The sequence below is a fragment of the Ferrovibrio sp. genome (assembly GCF_017994015.1).
Classification (GTDB): Bacteria; Pseudomonadota; Alphaproteobacteria; order Ferrovibrionales; family Ferrovibrionaceae; genus Ferrovibrio.
This window is the reverse complement of sequence record NZ_JAGOLP010000031.1, coordinates 23,024-40,135: the sequence shown is the minus strand read 5'-3', so window position 1 is coordinate 40,135 and position 17,112 is coordinate 23,024. Positions and strand designations below refer to the sequence as shown.

General features: G+C 62.9%; 21 protein-coding genes. 13 read left to right on the top strand and 8 right to left on the bottom strand.

All coding sequences use genetic code 11. The features are described 5' to 3' along the window. From KBB36_RS14375 to KBB36_RS14340, 8 genes are all read left to right on the top strand, one after another. Nucleotides 1-811, top strand: an 811-nt coding sequence (locus tag KBB36_RS14375) for a cytochrome b N-terminal domain-containing protein (protein WP_290982165.1), incomplete at its 5' end; no start/stop codon positions are given. A gap of 23 nt (nucleotides 812-834) precedes the next feature. After that, nucleotides 835-1,596 carry a cytochrome c1 gene (locus tag KBB36_RS14370; RefSeq protein ID WP_290982162.1) on the top strand — a complete coding sequence of 254 codons (762 nt, stop codon included), beginning with the start codon at nucleotides 835-837 and terminating at the stop codon, nucleotides 1,594-1,596. Nucleotides 1,597-1,964: 368 nt separating this feature from the next. Continuing rightward, nucleotides 1,965-2,852 carry an S-methyl-5'-thioadenosine phosphorylase gene (locus KBB36_RS14365; protein ID WP_290982168.1) on the top strand — a complete coding sequence of 296 codons (888 nt, stop codon included), beginning with the start codon at nucleotides 1,965-1,967 and terminating at the stop codon, nucleotides 2,850-2,852. Nucleotides 2,853-2,872: 20 nt separating this feature from the next. Further along, on the top strand, nucleotides 2,873-3,403 hold the full coding sequence (locus KBB36_RS14360; protein ID WP_290982159.1) for an adenine phosphoribosyltransferase: 531 nt from the start codon (nucleotides 2,873-2,875) through the stop codon (nucleotides 3,401-3,403). A 32-nt stretch (nucleotides 3,404-3,435) separates the two neighbouring features. Beyond that, nucleotides 3,436-4,293, top strand: a complete 858-nt coding sequence (locus KBB36_RS14355) for a VOC family protein (RefSeq protein WP_290982156.1) — start codon at nucleotides 3,436-3,438, stop codon at nucleotides 4,291-4,293. Nucleotides 4,294-4,519: 226 nt separating this feature from the next. Next, nucleotides 4,520-4,720, top strand: a complete 201-nt coding sequence (locus KBB36_RS14350; RefSeq protein WP_290982153.1) for a hypothetical protein — start codon at nucleotides 4,520-4,522, stop codon at nucleotides 4,718-4,720. Then, nucleotides 4,677-4,982, top strand: coding sequence for a hypothetical protein (locus KBB36_RS14345; RefSeq protein ID WP_290982150.1), 306 nt, complete (start codon nucleotides 4,677-4,679; stop codon nucleotides 4,980-4,982). The genes KBB36_RS14350 and KBB36_RS14345 overlap by 44 nt, the downstream gene beginning before the upstream one ends. 128 nt (nucleotides 4,983-5,110) lie before the next feature. Further along, nucleotides 5,111-5,980 (top strand): hypothetical protein, encoded by an 870-nt coding sequence (locus KBB36_RS14340; protein WP_290982147.1) that lies wholly within the window; start codon nucleotides 5,111-5,113, stop codon nucleotides 5,978-5,980. Between the two features lie 22 nt (nucleotides 5,981-6,002). Here KBB36_RS14340 and KBB36_RS14335 read toward each other — a convergent pair whose 3' ends face one another. Continuing rightward, nucleotides 6,003-6,668, bottom strand: a complete 666-nt coding sequence (locus KBB36_RS14335) for a dienelactone hydrolase family protein (protein ID WP_290982144.1) — start codon at nucleotides 6,666-6,668, stop codon at nucleotides 6,003-6,005. Between the two features lie 124 nt (nucleotides 6,669-6,792). On the opposite strand from KBB36_RS14335, the gene KBB36_RS14330 reads away from it, so the two are divergent. Then, a complete protein-coding gene (locus KBB36_RS14330) occupies nucleotides 6,793-7,662 on the top strand; it encodes a DMT family transporter (protein ID WP_290982141.1) in 870 nt (289 codons plus the stop codon). Here KBB36_RS14330 and KBB36_RS14325 read toward each other — a convergent pair. Together KBB36_RS14325 and KBB36_RS14320 are read right to left on the bottom strand one after the other, a co-directional pair. Then, nucleotides 7,659-8,831, bottom strand: a complete 1,173-nt coding sequence (locus KBB36_RS14325; RefSeq protein ID WP_290982138.1) for an alpha/beta hydrolase — start codon at nucleotides 8,829-8,831, stop codon at nucleotides 7,659-7,661. The two genes, KBB36_RS14330 and KBB36_RS14325, sit on opposite strands and share 4 nt — an antisense overlap. 55 nt (nucleotides 8,832-8,886) lie before the next feature. Then, a complete protein-coding gene (locus KBB36_RS14320) occupies nucleotides 8,887-10,602 on the bottom strand; it encodes a long-chain fatty acid--CoA ligase (RefSeq protein WP_290982136.1) in 1,716 nt (571 codons plus the stop codon). 183 nt (nucleotides 10,603-10,785) lie between these two features. On the opposite strand from KBB36_RS14320, the gene KBB36_RS14315 reads away from it, so the two are divergent. Further along, a complete protein-coding gene (locus KBB36_RS14315) occupies nucleotides 10,786-12,510 on the top strand; it encodes an EAL domain-containing protein (RefSeq protein WP_290982133.1) in 1,725 nt (574 codons plus the stop codon). 3 nt (nucleotides 12,511-12,513) lie between these two features. Here the strand turns inward: KBB36_RS14315 and KBB36_RS14310 are convergent, their stop codons facing one another. From KBB36_RS14310 to KBB36_RS14300, 3 genes are read right to left on the bottom strand one after another with little or no spacing between them, the layout of a single operon-like run. Then, nucleotides 12,514-13,314 (bottom strand): anti-sigma factor, encoded by an 801-nt coding sequence (locus tag KBB36_RS14310; RefSeq protein WP_290982129.1) that lies wholly within the window; start codon nucleotides 13,312-13,314, stop codon nucleotides 12,514-12,516. Continuing rightward, a complete protein-coding gene (locus tag KBB36_RS14305) occupies nucleotides 13,311-13,847 on the bottom strand; it encodes an RNA polymerase sigma factor (protein WP_290982126.1) in 537 nt (178 codons plus the stop codon). The genes KBB36_RS14310 and KBB36_RS14305 overlap by 4 nt, the downstream gene beginning before the upstream one ends. Nucleotides 13,848-13,891: 44 nt before the next feature. Next, complete coding sequence (locus KBB36_RS14300; RefSeq protein WP_290982123.1) at nucleotides 13,892-14,278, bottom strand: hypothetical protein; 387 nt, start codon at nucleotides 14,276-14,278, stop codon at nucleotides 13,892-13,894. Between the two features lie 126 nt (nucleotides 14,279-14,404). On the opposite strand from KBB36_RS14300, the gene KBB36_RS14295 reads away from it, so the two are divergent. Continuing rightward, complete coding sequence (locus KBB36_RS14295) at nucleotides 14,405-14,938, top strand: tetratricopeptide repeat protein (RefSeq protein WP_290982120.1); 534 nt, start codon at nucleotides 14,405-14,407, stop codon at nucleotides 14,936-14,938. 70 nt (nucleotides 14,939-15,008) lie between these two features. Here KBB36_RS14295 and KBB36_RS14290 read toward each other — a convergent pair whose 3' ends face one another. Then, nucleotides 15,009-15,368, bottom strand: a complete 360-nt coding sequence (locus KBB36_RS14290) for a DUF1428 domain-containing protein (RefSeq protein WP_290982118.1) — start codon at nucleotides 15,366-15,368, stop codon at nucleotides 15,009-15,011. A 176-nt stretch (nucleotides 15,369-15,544) separates the two neighbouring features. On the opposite strand from KBB36_RS14290, the gene KBB36_RS14285 reads away from it, so the two are divergent. Both KBB36_RS14285 and KBB36_RS14280 read left to right on the top strand, forming a co-directional pair. Next, nucleotides 15,545-15,952: a MarR family transcriptional regulator gene (locus tag KBB36_RS14285; protein ID WP_290982115.1), complete on the top strand. Its 408-nt coding sequence runs from the start codon at nucleotides 15,545-15,547 to the stop codon at nucleotides 15,950-15,952. A 31-nt stretch (nucleotides 15,953-15,983) separates the two neighbouring features. Further along, nucleotides 15,984-16,388, top strand: coding sequence for a VOC family protein (locus tag KBB36_RS14280; RefSeq protein ID WP_290982112.1), 405 nt, complete (start codon nucleotides 15,984-15,986; stop codon nucleotides 16,386-16,388). A 56-nt stretch (nucleotides 16,389-16,444) separates the two neighbouring features. Here KBB36_RS14280 and KBB36_RS14275 read toward each other — a convergent pair whose 3' ends face one another. Then, nucleotides 16,445-17,044: a GcrA family cell cycle regulator gene (locus KBB36_RS14275; protein WP_290982109.1), complete on the bottom strand. Its 600-nt coding sequence runs from the start codon at nucleotides 17,042-17,044 to the stop codon at nucleotides 16,445-16,447. Nucleotides 17,045-17,112 lie beyond the last annotated feature (68 nt).

The following is a 17,112-nucleotide window of genomic DNA, read 5'->3' as shown; positions in this document are numbered from 1 at the left end:
GGGCTATGTGCTGCCCTGGGGCCAGATGTCCTTCTGGGGCGCCACCGTGATCACCAATCTGTTCTCGGCTCTGCCGGGCGTGGGTGAGCCGATCGTCACCTGGCTGTGGGGCGGCTATTCGGTCGATAACCCGACCCTGAACCGCTTCTTCTCGCTGCATTACCTGCTGCCGTTTGTCATCGTCGGCGTGGTGCTGCTGCACATCCTGGCGCTGCACCAGCATGGCTCCAACAACCCGCTGGGCATCGATGTGAAGGGCCCGCAGGACACCATCCCGTTCCACCCGTATTACACGGTGAAGGATGCGGTCGGCGTTGGCGTCTTCCTGCTGTTCTTCGCCTTCTTCGTGTTCTACGCCCCGAACATGCTGGGCCATCCGGATAACTACATTCCGGCCAACCCGCTGGTGACGCCGGCGCATATCGTGCCGGAATGGTACTTCCTGCCCTTCTACGCCATCCTGCGTTCGGTGCCGGACAAGCTTGGCGGCGTGCTGCTGATGTTCGGCGCCATCGCCATCCTGTTCCTGCTGCCCTGGCTCGATACCAGCCGCGTGCGCTCGGCCAAGTTCCGCCCGACCTACAAGTGGCTGACCTGGATCTTCCTGATCGCCTGCATTGGCCTCGGCTATTCCGGCGGCAGCCCGGCGGAAGGCCTGCCGCTGATCATCGGCCAGGTCTGCACCGTGTATTACTTCCTGCACTTCCTGGTGCTGTTCCCGCTGGTCGGCTGGTTCGAGAAGCCGGATAAGCTGCCGGCCTCGATCAGTGAACCCGTGCTGCCCAAAGCGGCAGCAGCGGCGGCGGAGTGAGCCTCATGCGCAAGGATAGCCCCATGAAGACCCTGCGTGCTGCCATTGCGGCCCTGGCTTTCGCCCTTGCCGCCCCGGCCGTGCTGGCCGCCGGCGACGAGATTCCGGCCCCGAAGCAGAAATGGAGCTTCGACGGCGCTTTCGGCACCTTCGACCGTGGCGAATTGCAGCGTGGCTTCCAGGTTTACAAGGAAGTCTGCGCCGCCTGCCATGCCGCCAAATATGTCGCCTTCCGCACCCTGCGCGATATCGGCTTCTCGGAAGCCGAAGTGAAGGCGCTGGCGGCGACCTATGAAGTGACCGATGGTCCGGATGATTCGGGTGAGATGTTCAAGCGCCCGGGCCGGCCGTCAGACAAGTTCCCGTCGCCCTTCCCGAATGAGAAGGCGGCGCGGGCGGCCAATGGCGGCGCCTATCCGCTGGATCTGTCGCTGATCGCCAAGGCACGCGCCCAGGGCCCGGATTATCTGGCTGCGTTGCTCAGCGGCTACAGCCAGCCGCCGGCCGGTTTCCAGCTCGGCGAGGGCCTGCATTACAACAAGTATTTCCCCGGCCAGCAGATTGCCATGCCGCAGCCGCTCAATCCGGACCAGGTCACCTATGCCGATGGCACCAAGGCGACCGTGGAGCAGATGGCGCGTGATGTCTCGGCCTTCCTGATGTGGACCGCCGAGCCGAAGCTGGAGGAGCGCAAGCGCCTCGGCTTCAAGGTGATGATCTTCCTGCTGATCCTGACCGGCCTGTTCATTGCCGCCAAGAAGCGGGTCTGGGCCGATCTCAAGTAAGCCCGGCATGCTCGGGTGATTTTTGAAAAAGGCCGCCTTGCCGGGCGGCCTTTTTTATTGCCCGGCTTTGTTATTGCATGAGCAGGCAGTGTTTGCTTAAGTCTGCCGCGACTTTTCCGCGATTCCGACAGGGGGAGCCAGCTATGGCCCAGGCTAAGAAAGCAGTGAAAAAGGTGGCAAAGAAGGCCGTGAAAAAGCCGGCGAGCAAAAAGCCCGCTGCCAAGGCGGCGAAAAAGCCGGCCGCCAAGGTGGTGCAGGCTGCGGTGAAAAAAGCCGCTGTCCAAAAGCCGGCCGTCAAGAAAGCCCCGGCTAAGAAAACCCCGGCCAAGAAAGCTTCGGCCGGCAAAATCGCCTGGACCAAGCCCTATATCGCCAAGCCCGGCGATCCGGTGCGTATCGGCGTGCTGGGCGGCAGCGGGCTTTATGGCATGGCCGGCCTCACCAACATGCAATGGCGCAAGGTTTCCACCCCCTGGGGCGATCCGTCGGATGAATTGCTGTTTGGCAAGCTGGAAGGCGCCGAGCTGGTTTTCCTGCCCCGCCATGGCCGTGGCCACCGCCATTCGCCCTCGGAAGTGAATTACCGCGCCAATATCGATGCGCTCAAGCGGGTTGGCTGCCATGACGTGATCTCGGTTTCGGCCTGCGGCTCGTTCAAGGAGCATCTGCCGCCGGGCAGCTTTGTGATTGTGGACCAGTTCATCGACCGCACCTTCATGCGCCAGAAGAGTTTCTTCTCCACCGGCATGGTGGCGCATGTCTCGGCGGCGCATCCGGTCTGCCATCGCCTCGGCGACGCGCTGGAACAGGCCGCGAAGGATGCCGGCATCAGCGCCCAGCGCGGCGGCACCTATCTGTGCATGGAAGGCCCGCAATTCTCCACCCAGGCGGAAAGTTTCCTCTACAAGAGCTGGGGCTGTGACGTGATCGGCATGACCAACGCGCCGGAAGCCAAGCTGGCGCGCGAGGCCGAGCTTTGCTACGCCAGCGTGGCCATGGTGACAGATTTTGACTGCTGGCATCCGGACCACGATCATGTTGATGTGGCCTCGGTGATCCGCGTGCTGCTGGATAATGCCTCCAAGGGCCAGTCGCTGGTGGCGCATGCGGTGAAGTATCTCAAGGACCGGCCCGAGCATTGCCATCAGGGCTGCGACACCGCGCTGGAAAACGCTCTCATCACCGCGCCGGAAAAGCGCGATCCGGCTGTGCTGCGCAAACTCGATGCGGTGGCCGGCCGCATTCTCAACCGTTAAGCCGACAAGGATTGCCAGTTATGCAGGGTATCAAGGACAAGATTCGCACCATCCCGGATTATCCCAAGCCGGGCATCATGTTTCGCGACATCACCACGTTGCTCCAGGATGCGCGCGGCTTCCGCAAGACCATCGACGAAATGGTGCAGCCCTTTGCCGGCACCCGCATCGACAAGGTGGTGGGCATCGAGGCGCGCGGCTTCATCCTCGGCGGCGCCATTGCGCATCAGCTTTCCATCGGCTTTGTGCCGGTGCGTAAGCGCGGCAAGCTGCCTTTCCAGACCAAGGCGCAGGAATACCAGCTTGAATACGGCACCGATTCGATGGAAATCCATGTTGATGCCATCACCAAGGGCGAGAATATCCTGCTGGTGGACGATCTGATTGCCACCGGCGGCACCGCCGAAGCGGCGATCAAGCTGATTCGGCATTACGAAGGCAACGTGATCGGCGGTTCCTTCATCGTTGATCTGCCGGAATTGGGCGGCCGCAAGCGGCTTGAAGCGCTCGGCGTCAAGGTGCTGGCTCTGTGCGAGTTTGACGGCCACTGATTCAGTAAATCCGCGTAAACAGGGGCGGCGGCATGGCGCATTTTCTCACCGGCATCGACCATACCGTCGTCACTGTGCGCGATCTTGAAGCGGCGCGCGAAACCTATGCCCGGCTGGGTTTCAGCATCACGCCGCGCGGCCGCCATATCGGCTGGGCCACCGGCAATTACTGCATCATGTTTGGCGCCAATTACATCGAACTGCTCGGCATCGCAGAGCCGGGCGGCTTCACCGCCGGCTTGGAAGAGATGCTGGCCGCCAAGGGCGAGGGGCTGCACAAGATTGTGCTCGGCAGCGACGATGCCGAAGCCACCCGCGCTTCCTTTGCCGCCGCCGGCCTCAATCCCTCCGATGTGCAAAGCCTGAAGCGCGAATTGCAGTTGCCCGATGGCATTGTGTTGCCGGCCTTTGCCCTGGTGCATCTGCCCCCCCATGCCACGCCGCCGGTTTCGATGTTTGTCTGTCAGCATCTCTCGGCCGAATTGCTGCGCCAGCCGGCTTGGCTGCTGCATCCCAATGGCGCCACGCATCTCGCCGGCTGCGTTGTGGTCTGCGATGATCCGCTTGCCACCGAAGCGGCTTATGAAACCCTGTTCGGCGCCGGCAGCGCGGTGCGCACCGATCGCATGATCGCCGCCCGGGTTGGCCGCGAACATGTGCTGTTTGTCACCCCCACTGATCTCGCCACGCTGTTCCCCGATCTGGAGCATGACGAGAGCCGCCCGACGCCCTATATCGCCGGCATGCGCCTGCGTGTGCATAACCCGGAAGCGGCCGCGCGCTATTTCAGCGCCCAGGGCATTGAGCACGCCCGCGCCCTCGATGGCACCGTGCTGGTGCCAGCCGAAGCGGCGCATGGCGTGTTTCTGGAATTCAGTAGCAGGGCGTGAAGGGCGCGGGGCAGGGGGCTTTGTCTTGCCGGGGCAGGGATCGACACCTCCCCTATGCGTCATGCCCGGGCTTGACCCGGGCATCCCATTTTTGCTGAAAAACCAATTAAAAATGAGATTAATGAGATACCCGCTTTCGCGGGTATGACGAGCAAGGGCGGGGAATACAAGGCAGCCCGTAAACAATTTTCTTTGCTGCATTCTGGTGCCTGGGCTATCAGGCCACATGACAATCTTTGATACAGGCGCTGATCTGGGGCGCGGCCAGCCAGCCATTTTGCCAAAAGCGGTTCGCCTTGCCCTCGGATTGCGGCCCGAGGAAAAGGTTTATCCGCTTACCCTCGCGCATATGCAGCGAATGACAGCACTAACGGCCGGCATTGATGATGATCCTGACCAGATCATTACAGGCTGGGTTGCACTTTAAGCCTCAAGAAAAGATCGTCTTGCCCGCAAAAGCGGGCATCCCGTTTTGCAATAATATGGCTGAATTCCTGGTAAAATGGGATGCCCGGGTCAAGCCCGGGCATGACGATGGAGAGGGTGGTGGATTTGAGCGCCGCGATATTCCAGCAGCGCTGATTTCGTGTCTGGTCAAGGCACCAAGTTCCAAAACCTCTGCAATGCCGCGTCTTTCGACGCTCCGACAAAAATTAAACCGGGCAGTCGTGGGGCAAGCCCGGGCATGACGAACAGGATGGGACGGTTGGCTGATCTGCTGTCTTGATGCCAAGTCCTGGGCTTTTTAGGAATTTATTCGTTCTTCTAATGTTCCAAAAATATGCTATCCTGGCCGGCCATGAAAATGGAGGTCGCGATGATTTTTCCCAAACAGCGTGTTGCCGAAGCCGCTCCGCCGTCGGGTGATGAGCCATTCGCCAGCGACACCGCAGCCACCCAATCCCGGCCATCCTGGCGCCGCGAGCCGGTGCGGTTGTCGGGCCGGGCGTCACCGCGGCGTTATGACTGGCCGCGGGCGGCCAAGCTGCTGGCTGCCGGCACGCCGGCCGGCGAGGTGGCCGAGGCGTTAGGCTGTGACGAGGCGCGGGTTTGGCGCCATCTGAAAGCCAGCGCGATTTTCCGTGGCATGGTGGAGAAGGAAGCCGAGCGCAACCGCCTGCTGCATGGCCTGCGGATGCAGGCCTTGCGCCGCAGCCATGCCGAGGCGCTGTTAACCCGCGCCGATCTGGCGCCCGAAACCATCGAACGCCTGGTGGCGGCCTTGCCCGAGGTGACCGGCGCGCAACTGGCGGCAGCGGCGCGGCGGCCCACGGCGCCAAACCGCAAGGCGGCGGCGCGGCTGGAGAATGAGCGACAGAATAGCCAGGCGCTGCTGAGCGCCAACCAGATCATGCGCGATGTGGTCGCCGCGCGGCGCGAGTTCCGCGCGGCCATGGCGCCAGCTTCGCCGTCACCCATGCCTGTGACAAAAACCCCGGAATGTCCGGGAAGCGCCACGAAGCCGGGCGCAACAGACGCGAAGCCCTGGGAAGCCGCCGCGAAGCCCCAGGATGTTGATATGAAGCGCCGGGCAGCAGCGGCCAAGCCGCCGCAAGTGGTGCCGGAGGGCTGCGAAGCGCTCTATTACCACGGCCTGTTTGTGCCGATTATGCCGGAATATTGGGGCCAGGAGATGGGGCCGGGCTGGAGCCTGACGCCAGACCCCCAAATCCCTGGTGAGCCTTGAAGCCGCAGCCCTACAGCCCGCCCTACAGCACCGCCTCGAACAGCCCGAGTGTGCGGCGGCGCGCCAGGGCGGCGGCGAAGGCATCATGGCTGCCGCGCTGGTCGCAGTTGAAGCCGTGATCGGCATCATAGCTATGCACCGCGATGCTGGGATGGCGCGCCTTCATGCCCTCGGCCACGCTGAGCGGGATCATCTTGTCCTTGGCGCCGAAATGCAGCAGGGTCGGGCAGGCCGGCACCTGTTCGGCCAGTTCGGCCCAGTTGCCGCCGTAATAGCCGCTGGCCGCCGCCAGGCCGGTGGCGGCGCAGGCGGCGAGCCAGGTGACCGAGCCGCCGAAACAATAGCCCACCATGCCCACCTTGCCGGCCTGGCTGGCGGCGGCGATGGCGGTGTTGGTTTCCTTGAGCACATCGGCCCAGGAGAGTTTGCCGCGCAGCTCGCGGCCGGCGGCAATGTCCTCGGCGCTGTAGCCCAGTTCCACATCGCGCTGCACGCGGTCAAACAAGGCCGGCGCCACGCAGTAATAGCCCTCGGCGGCATAGCCTTCAGCCACGCTGCGGATATGGCTGTTGACGCCGAATATCTCCTGCACCACCACCAGGCCGCCCTTCGGGCTGCCGCTGGGTTCGGCGATATAGGCGCTGAAACGATGGCCGTCCTCGGCGGTGAGATGGGTGAACGCGCCCATGGGATTTTCCCTCCTGCAACTAGACCAATCACGATGATGATCCGTAATGACGGATTTTTGTTACCGTGGCATGATCGTCATCGTCTCGCAATAATCCTTAACACAAGCGTCGCACGCATTTCCCATGGCCCTCGATCCTGTTGTAGCGGCGCTTGTGCTGCTCGCCGCGCTGTTGCATGCCAGTTGGAATGCAGTGGTGAAATCCGATACCGACCGGCAGACCAGCATGGCTTTGGTGATGCTGGCCGGGGTGGCGATGGGGCTGTGCCTGCTGCCCTTCACCAACGATCCATTCGGCGCCGGCATGGGCGCCGAGGCCTGGGGCTGGCTCTGCGGCTCGGCGTTGATCCATTGCGCCTATTATACCTGTTTGCTGAAAGCCTATCGCCATGGCGATCTCAGCCAAGTCTATCCCATCGCGCGCGGCATGGGGCCGCTGGCGGTGGCGTTGCTCTCCGGCCTGGTGTTTGCCGAGCCATTATCGGGGCGCGAGATGCTGGGCGCCTGTATCATCTCGCTCGGCATTGCCAGCCTGGCTTTCGGGCCGTATCGCGGCAGCCCGGCCGAACGGCGCCATGCGCTGCTTTATGCCGTTCTCACCGGCTGCACCATTGCCGGCTATCTGGTGTTTGACGGCCGTGGGGTGCGCGCAGCCGGCGATCCAATGGCCTATATCGCCTGGCTCAATATCGTTGAAGGCCCCTGGGTGGCGGTGTTTGCCTTTGCCACACGCGGCACGGAATTTCTCTCGGCGGCGCGGCGCGGCTGGAAACGTGGCCTGGCCGGCGGCGTGGTGGCCACGCTGGGTTATGGCATCGCCATGTGGGCCTTCACCAAGGGCGGCGCGGCGCATGTCGCCAGTTTACGCGAAACCAGTGTGATCTTCGCGGCGGCGATTGGTGCGCTGCTCTTGGGCGAAGGCTTCGGGCCGCGCCGGCTGCTCGCCGCCATGGCGGTGGGCGCCGGCCTGGTGCTGATGAACTGGCGCGGTTAGTCGAGGCGACGCAGCCAGCTTTCGGCGGCCGGCTGGTTGCCATTTTGCAGGTGCAGCCGCAGGCGGCCATCCGGTTGGCGTTGCAGGTCCAGGCTTTGGGTTCCCTGGGCCCAGCGCAGCCGGTTGCCCTCGCTGGTCAGGCTGAATGCCTGTTGCGACACGCTATTGCTCAGGTTGCGGCCAATGCCATACACGGCGTCGCGCTGCGGTTGGCCGGGCCGGGCCGGGCCGATCTGCAACAGCAGATAGCGGCCTTCGCCGCTGGTGCCTTGCCAGAGGCCGGTCCAGGCATCGCTTGCGGCACTGGTCGCCGCGGCGGTGAGGCCAAAGGTGGTGATGGCGGCGCGCTCGCCATCCTGGCAGGGCGGCGGCTTGCCCTGCTCGGCCAGCAGCACCAGGCAGGGGCCGAAACGGCGCGCAAAGGGCAGGGTCAGCCCTGCGCTATGGCCATGCAGCACCTCCGGCGCCGGGCGGTCCAGCACCAGGGCGGGCAGGCCCAGTTCGCGCAGCCGGCGTTGCGCCCAGGGGCCACGGCTGGCCGGCTCGCTGCGCTCGAAAAAGGGGTCATCGGCAAAAAACGCCAGCATCAGCGCCACCTGCCGGCCGCGCATCACCTCCCAGATATCGCGCAGGCCGGTATCGTTGCGGCGCCAGTCCGGCCGTTCATGCGGCATGCCAAAGGCGGCCGGGGCCAGCGCCAGCACAGCCTCGGGCCGCACCTGGCCGGGCTGGTCGCGCCGCGCCGTCTCGCCCAGGGCGAGCCAGCCGCCGACCGATTGCCCGGCCAGCAGGATGCGGCGATAACCCAGCGCCCGGCCGGCATCCAGGCCGGCGCCGACGATGCGCAGGGCCACGTTCAGCACGTCATGGGTGCCGAGCCGATGTTGGGCATAAACATCCCAGCCCTCGCTGGCCATCAGCCACAGCACCGGCGGCGCTATGGCCACCGCCTCGTCATTCAGGCTGCGGCCATGATGCCAGATCACCAGGCCCTTGGCGGCGGCTGGGCCGCGCGGCGCCATCGCCGGCAAGCCGGCAGGAAAACTGGCCGGCTTGAAGTCATAGAGCGATGGGTCCGGCGGGCCGGGTTGCAGGTGGCGCGGGTGGCGCTGGTCCGGCGGTTCGCGGCCCCAGGCGGTGCCGGCCACCAGCAGCAGGGCACAAAACAAAACGGCGGCAAGCCTGCGCCCGCCGCCGTATGTCAGGTGGTTGCGCAAGTCGGGTTCAGCCTGTGGCCTTCTGCGCCGCCTCATACTTCTTCTTCTCTTCCTCAACCAATTCCTTCTTCGACAATTTGCCGATCAGGGTCTTGGGCAGGGCTTCGCGGATTTCCATCGCCACCGGCATTTCATGCTTGCCGAGCTTGTCCTTGAGGAAGCTCTTGAGAGCCTCGAAATCAAAACTCGGCGCGCCCGGCTTCAGCTTGATGAAGGCCTTGGCGGACTGGCCGCGATACTGGTCCGGCACGCCGATCACGGTGCATTCCTCCACGCTGGGATGCTCGTAGATGGCTTCCTCGATATTACGCGGATAGACGTTGAAGCCGCCTGACAGGATCATGTCCTTCTTGCGGTCAACGATGAAGATATAGCCATCCTCGTCGATATAGCCCACATCGCCGGTATGGAAGCGGCCGCCGGCAAAAGCCTCCTCGGTGGCTTCCGGCTTGTTCCAGTAGCCCTTCATCACATTCGGGCCCTTGATGCAGATTTCACCGCGTTCGCCAATGCCCAGCACCTTGAGCGGGTCTTCCACATCCACGATCTCCATCGTGATGCCCGGCAGCGGCAGGCCGCAGGAGCCGCGCCGCCGCTGGCCGCCATACACCGTCTGAGTGCCGGCCGGCGACGTTTCGGTCATGCCCCAGCCTTCGATCATCTTGTGGCCGGTCAGTTCCTCGAACTTGTCCTGCACTTCCACCGGCAGCGGCGCACCGCCGGATGCGCAGAATTTCAGCGCTGAAAGATCGTAATCCTTGATGTTCTTGAGGCCGATGATGGCGGCATACATGGTCGGCACGCCGGGGAAGATGGTGATCTTCTTCTTATGCAGATCCTGGATCACGGCTTGCAGGTCAAAGCGCGGATGCAGCACCATCTCGGCGCCCAGCACCATCATGCGCAGCAGCACCGCACTGAGGCCGTAGATGTGAAACATCGGCAGCACCATCAAGGCGCGCTCTTCGCCATCGGTCAGATTGAGCGCCTTGTTCTGTGCCGTCCAGGAGCAATACATCTGCACCGTGGCGGTGATGTTGCCATGGGTCAGCATGGCGCCTTTCGGCACACCGGTGGTGCCGCCGGTATATTGCAGGATCGCCACTTCGTCGGCCGGGTTTTTCACCGCATGCGGCGTGTAGCGGCCGTCATTGGCCACCAGGTCGGAAAACCGCACATGGCGGTCGTCCTTCGGCACATTGGCGATTTCCTTGCCCTTGAGCAGCGGGAACAGGAAATTCTTCGGGAAGGGCAGCACGTCGGGCAGGCCGCCCACCACCACCTTTTTCAGCCGCGTGGTGCCCAGCATCTTGGCGATATTGGGGTACAGCGCGTTGAGGTCGAGCGTGCAGATGATGTCGGTCTGGCTATCCTCGATCTTGTAGCGCAGCTCGCGTTCGGCATCGAGCGGGCTGTAATTCACCACCCGGCCACCGGCCTTGAGAATGCCGAAGAACAGGATCGGATAATGCGGCGTGTTGGGCAGGAATAGGCCAACATGCACACCAGGGCCGACGCCCAGAGCCTGAAACCCCTTGGCGGCACGGTCCACCAGATCAGACACGGCGGCATAGGTCAGTTTCTTGCCCATGAATTCCAGGAATGGCTTGGGGGCGAATTTCGCCACCGCCTCATCCAGAATGCTCCAGATCGGCTTGGGCTGAATATCGAGCGCCCACTTCACCCCTTCAGGATACGACTTTTCCCAGAATGGCGCGGTCATGAATGTCCCTCCCTGCGGTGCCGAAAGGCCGGCCCGATGTTTTGATGCTATCTAATCTAAGTTGCTGCGGGCGGCGTTTCAACAGCGTGAACGCGCCTATCCATGTTGCTGGCGGGCGCCTTGTCTGGCACAGTGGCGTCACCACCACCAAGCGAACATGCACAGCGAGCGAAGGAAGCGGGTATGAGCGGCGGCGCAGCCAGGGACATGCGCGCGGAACGCGACCGGTTTGTTGCCTTTGCCTTTTCCGCCGCCGATCTGATGCTGGAAGTGGCCGAGGATGGCCGCATTTCCTATGCCTCCGGCGCCGGTCGGCAATTGCTCGGCGTTGACGCAGCGGAACTGGTTGGCCGCCAGCTCGGGCCGCTGATTGACGAATCAGACCGGCATTTCCTGCTCAATCTGCTCGCCTCGCTGGGCATCGGCAGCCGCATCGAGCCGGTGACGATCCGGCTTGCCGCAGCGGCAGCCGGTCAGTCGGCAGTATTATGCGTGCTGGGCGGCTGCTGCCTGCCGCGCAGCGAGGGGCGGTATTATCTGACCCTATCCGCCGCCCGCCTGCCGATGGCCGAAGCGGCATTGCAGAACAAGCGCGATTATCAGACCGGTTTGCTGACCGCTGCGGATTTTGAGGAACGGGCTGGTGATCGGCTTAAGCTGGCGCGTGAATTGGGGTCAGAGGTCAAGATCACGCTGCTGGAAATTGTTGGCCTGAAGCAGATCAGCCAGGAATTGCCGCCGGCGCAACAGGCCGCCTTGCTGGGCGATGTTGGCGCCTTGCTGCGTTCCAAATCGATTGGCGGCGATACTGCCGGGCTGATTGATGCCGAGAAATATTCCATCCTGCATGCCGGCAGCGTCGATCAGGCGGCGATGGCCGAGAAAGTGCGCCAGCTGGTGGCCAAGGCCAATCCGGCCGCCGCCACAGCGCAGGCCCTTGGGGTGCAGGGCGCCACGCTGGATCTACACACCAAGGGCATGAGCGACGAGGATGCGGCTTCGGCGATGGCCTTTGCCGTGCAGCGTTTTGCTGCCCAGGGCGCGGCCGGGCTTTCGTTCCGCAATACCGAGGAAAGCCTCAAGCTTTTGTTGTCGGAAACCGTGTCGCGGGTGCGCGCGCTGCGCTCCACCGTCAGCCAGCGCGATTTCCAGATGGTGTTTCAGCCCATTGTGGCGCTTTCCGATCGCAAGCTGCATCATTACGAGGCCCTGGTGCGTTTTGGTGACGATCAGTCGCCATTCGAGACCATCCGGCTGGCCGAAGGTGTGCATCTGATCGGCGAATTTGATCTGGCCGTGGTGCAGCGCGTGGTGGATGAACTGCATGAAGCGCGCAAGCGTGGTCAATACCCGGAAGTGGCGGTCAATCTTTCCGGCCATAGCCTGGAAAGCACTGTATTCATCGGCGCGCTGCGTGAATTGCTGGCGCATGATGCCGACCTGCGCAAACAACTGATCTTCGAGATCACCGAATCGACGCAGATCACCGATCTGGTGCTGGCCGGCAATGCGGTGCGGCAGTTGCGCCAGGACGGCCATGCCGTCTGTCTCGATGATTTCGGCGCCGGCGCTGCGTCTTTCCCGTATTTGCAGGCGCTGGAAGTGAATTTCGTCAAGATCGACGGCGCCTATGTGAAGGCGCTGCAATCGCGCGAAAAGGAGCGCGACCGCGCTATTTTGCGCGGCATGGTGTGGCTGTGCAAGGAATTGAAGATCGGTACTGTGGCCGAAATGATCGAGACCGAGGATCAGGCCCGCCTGCTGCTCGATTTTGGTATTGATTACGGCCAGGGCTGGCTGTTTGGCCGGCCCGAACCCGATATGCATAGCTGGGCCGAGCGGATTGCGGTGGCGGCGCCGGGCGGCAATCATCTCGACCCCGGCGCCTTCACACTCAAGCGCAAGTGAAGCTCAGTTCAGTTGTTGATAGACCATGCGGGCAATAGGCAGCAGGCGGTTGCGGTCGAGGCCGCCCAGCAGTGCGTAACCATAGCCGCCATCCACCCAGTAGAAGCCGGCGGCGCCTTGCTGCTCGCTGAAATGAAACGCTGTGTCGGTGCCGCTCTCGCCCGCCCTCACATATAGTGTCAGCCGTTCGCCGCGCTTGTTTTCATACATGAATTGTGCGGCCACGCCACTTGTGGCAACCGGGCCACTGGCTGGCAACAGGCGGCCGCCAACCAGGCTGAAGCCCGCTTCGGCCAGTTGCGGAACCTTCAACTGCGTGCCCAGCCGTTTCGACAGCCAGGCCACCAGATGCTTCTCTTCGGCGGCAGCCACTTCCACCGGGTGCAGCACTTCTGCCGTATAGATCAGATGCGCGCGGGCCGCTTCGCGCGGCAGCGGTGTGCCGGCGCCGCTGGGCAGTGCGCCACGGCCCCACCAGCCCAGTCCGGCGCCGAGCACCGCCACAACCAGCAAAGCGGCGATGCGCGGCAACTGACGGCGCGTGGTTTGCCACGCACGTTGCCATGGCCCGGCCGGGCGGCGGTGCAAAGCAGCCAGCATGGCCTGCGGCACCGGCTCGTCCAGCAGCGGCGCAAAATGCCCGCGCAGGGCGGCGGTCTGCTGTTGCCAGGCTGCCACACGCAGGGCCGCGCCGGCATCGCGTTGCAGAAAGGCTTCCACCCGGGCGCGCTCGGCGGCGCTCAGCCGGTCATCCACATAGGCATGCAGCATGGCCTCGTCGATGCCGTCATGTCGCTCGCTCATTTCACTCTCCGCAAGCCGGGATTGCGTGGGCCGGCATCGCTATCGCCGTTCAGCAATTGCCGCAGGCGTTCACGTGCGCGGGTCAGGCGCGACATCACGGTGCCAATCGGCACATCCTGCACCCGCGCCGCTTCCTCATAGCTCAGGCCTTCCACCGCAATCAGTAATAACAGGCTGCGCTGCGCTTCCGGCAGGCGCTCGAGTGCCAGTGTCATGTCGCGCCATTCGAGCCGTTCGAACTGGCCGCCACTCACCGCCGGGCCATCCTCGGTTTCATCCAGGGCATAGCCATCGGGCCGCCTGCCATCGCGGCGTAATTTGTTGACCCAGCCATTATGCAGGATGCTGAACAGCCAGGGTCGCAGCGCGCCATCGGGCCGTTTCTGCGTCCAGGCAGCCAGGGCGCGGGCCAGGCAATCCTGCACCAGATCGTCGGCCAGCCCGGAATCGCGACAAAGCGCGCGTGCATAGCGCCGCAGGCGGGGAATTTCCGCTTCCAGGAGATGCGGCGGGGAGCGTCGAAATGGCAACATGGGGCTTTCCGGCCCGGACTCGATGCCCGGGCCGGCAGCTTGCCTCAGGGCCGCGCCACATGCCAGGCATTGTTGAGGAAACCGTCACCGGTCGTATCGCCCGGCTTGGTATCCTTGCTCCAGGCATAAAGCGGCTTGCCCTTGTAGGCCCATTGTTTGCCGCCATCATCGCGGGTGATGATAGTCCAGTCGCCCATCGGCTTGGCATCGGTGGCTGCCATCAGCGGTGGCCAATTGGTGGCGCAAGGGCCGTTGCAGGCCGATTTGCCGGGTGTGGCATCGCGGTCGAAGGTATACAGCGTCATGCCCTTGGCGTCGGTCAACACATTGCCGAGAGCGCTGCTGCCTGTCGTCGCTGGCGCCATCGCTCCAGCACAGCCGGCAAGCAGCAGGGCCAGTGCAAAAGCGGCGGAAAGTGTGGTCTTTTTCATGATTGTTTCCTGTCCTGTAGAGGGTTGAAGCATCCTGCCCTCTATAGGTGAGACAATCCGGAACGCGTTTTATTCCCGCTTGCCGGAAACCAGGCATCGGCCTAAATTCAGGTTATGCGGATCGTTATGGCCCTGTTCTGCGCTTTTATCCTGCTGCTGCCGGCCTTGCCGGCACGGGCAGCGGAACCGCTCGATCTGCTATTCGAGAAACTCTACGAAACCCAGAACCCGATTGAAGCGCGCCAGCTTGAGCGCAAAATCTGGGAAAGCTGGGGCCTTTCCGGTTCCGATACATTGGACAGCCTGCTGCAATCCGGCACCCTGTTGATGAATCAGGGTGAATATCAGCGTGCCGACCAGATTTTCACCGCCATGATCGAGCTGAAGCCGGATTTTGCCGAAGGCTACAACAAGCGCGCCACGGTGCGTTTCCTGGCCGGCGACTATGCCGGTTCGGTGGCCGATGTGGAGCGCACGCTGAAGCTGGAGCCGCGCCATTTTGGCGCCCTGGCCGGGCTGGGCAGCATTATGGAGCGGCTGGATAACCTGCCCGAAGCCCTGCGTGCCTATCGCCGCGCCCTGGCCGCCAATCCGCATTTGCAGGATTTGCAGAGCAAGCTGCGTGATGTGCGCCGCAAGCTTGATGCGAAAGAATTGTAATTTTTGAAGCAGCCACAATCGCCTGCCATTTGTGGCATTTGAGGTTGTGGCTGCCGCAGGTCAAACAGGCTCAGGCCTTCACCAGGGTCTTGAAGCCGGCATAGCTCATCTTCTTGATCTCAAATGGCATGTTGTTCGGATCGCAGGACGCTGCGATGCGCGGGTCTTTCATCACCTTGGCATTCACCTTGTCGCGCTGTGCGCGCGATTTGTAGACGATCCAGGAAAATACCACGCTTTCATCCGGCTTCAGCTTCAGCCGCTTGGGGAAGGGGGTGCCAAACGGCACGTCCAGGTCGTCGCTGACGCATTCGCGGTAATCCAGCGCGCCATGTTCGATCCACACTTTGCCGGCTTTGCTGGCCATCTTCTTGTAGGCCGGCAGATTCTTGGTCGGCACGATCAGCAGGAAACCATCCACATAACTCATCCCGTTGCTCCTTTGGTTTTTGATCTTGTTGGATGCGCGTATTCTGACCCAGTCTGTCCACAAGTGACGCCAAGCCTTGACGTAAACGTTGATATCAACATAATTGCCGCATGTCAAAGGCCGTCGCCCAACCCACAGAATCGCTCGCAAATCCATTGCCCTATACGGCAACGATCATGGTGCGCGACACCTGCCTGTGCCTGCATGTGCAGCGCGCGGCACGGGCGCTGGCGCGGCGTTTTGATGAAGCATTGCGGCCACTGGATTTGACCAATGGGCAATTCTCGCTGCTGATGGCGCTGAACCGGCCCGAGCCGCCGCCGATGGCACCGGTGGCGGAATTGCTGGCGATGGATCGCACCACCCTGACCGCCAACCTCAAGCCGCTGGAGCGGCGCGGGCTGCTGGAAATTCTGGTCAACCCCAATGATCGCCGGAGCCGCCGCCTGCGCCTGACTGAGGCAGGCCGTGACCTGTTGGTGCGGGCACTGCCGATCTGGCGCGAAACCCATGGCGTGGTTGACGATCTATTGCGCCAGGGCGGGCCGGATATCCTGCGCGCCGATCTGCGTGCCCTGAGTTGAGTTGGTTCAAGGCAATAAACAGGAGGCCGCGATGCAGACCAATCCCTATCTTTCGTTCAATGGCAATTGCCGCGAGGCGATGACCCTCTATGCCGAAGTGCTGGGCGGCAAGGTGGAAGCCATGATGACCCATGGCGAAACGCCGATGGCTGCCGAATTTCCGCCAGAGCAGCAGGACAAGATCATCCATGCCTGCGTCAATCTGGGCGAGACGATCCTGATGGCCGGCGATGCGCCCGGCGACCAATATCAGCCACCGGCGGGCTTTTCGGTCAATATCACGCTGGCGAGTGTGGCCGAAGCCGAGCGGGTATTTGCTGCCTTGGCAGAGGGTGCGGTGGTGCATATGGCGTTGGCGGAAACCTTCTGGGCCAAGCGCTTCGCCATGTTTACCGACCGCTACGGCACCCCCTGGATGATCAACTGCTTTACCTAAAAAAAAGCCCCGGCGGGACATACCTGCCGGGGCTTTTTTTACAAGGACGGCCTGGATCAGGCGGCGTTGGCGGCCTTGACCGATTCCACCGCGCTTTCCGGGTTCCAGTTGGTATAGGCCATGGCGCAATGTTCGGCACAATAGGGCTTGCCGGGCAAACCCACCTTCGAGCAGAAATCGAATTCCGAACTCTTCGGGTCGCCAATTGGCCATTTGCAGCGCGGGCCGGTGCTGGGCGTCAGCGCCGCCAGCATGGCAGCCGAAAGCTGCTGTGCTGGTTTCTCGTTGCTGTGGCGAGGCTCTGGCGCGGCGGCATGGCTTTCGCCAGCGGCAGAGCCATGGCTCGCCGGCTGAACCGGGGCCGAATGCGCGGCGCTTGACCGGGCAGCATGCGCGACATGGCTCTGGGCTGCCGGGCTATGCGCCGCCGGAGCATGCCCGGCATTGCCATGCGATGACGCGGCATGGGCCGGCTTGGCCTGTGCCGGTTTGTCACTGCGCACAATCGGCGAGGCTCGCTTGGCCAGGCCGATGCGATGCGCTTTGCCGACCACCGCGTTGCGGGTCATGCCCAATGCCTTGCCGATCTGGGTGATCGATTGACCCGATTCCCAGAGTTGCACGAGCATTTTAACTTTCTCGTCAGTCCACACCATATATAGCCCCCGTATTCGGACCAAGACGCTAAATGGAGTAAGCACTTTGCGGCCGTTCCGGTCAATCC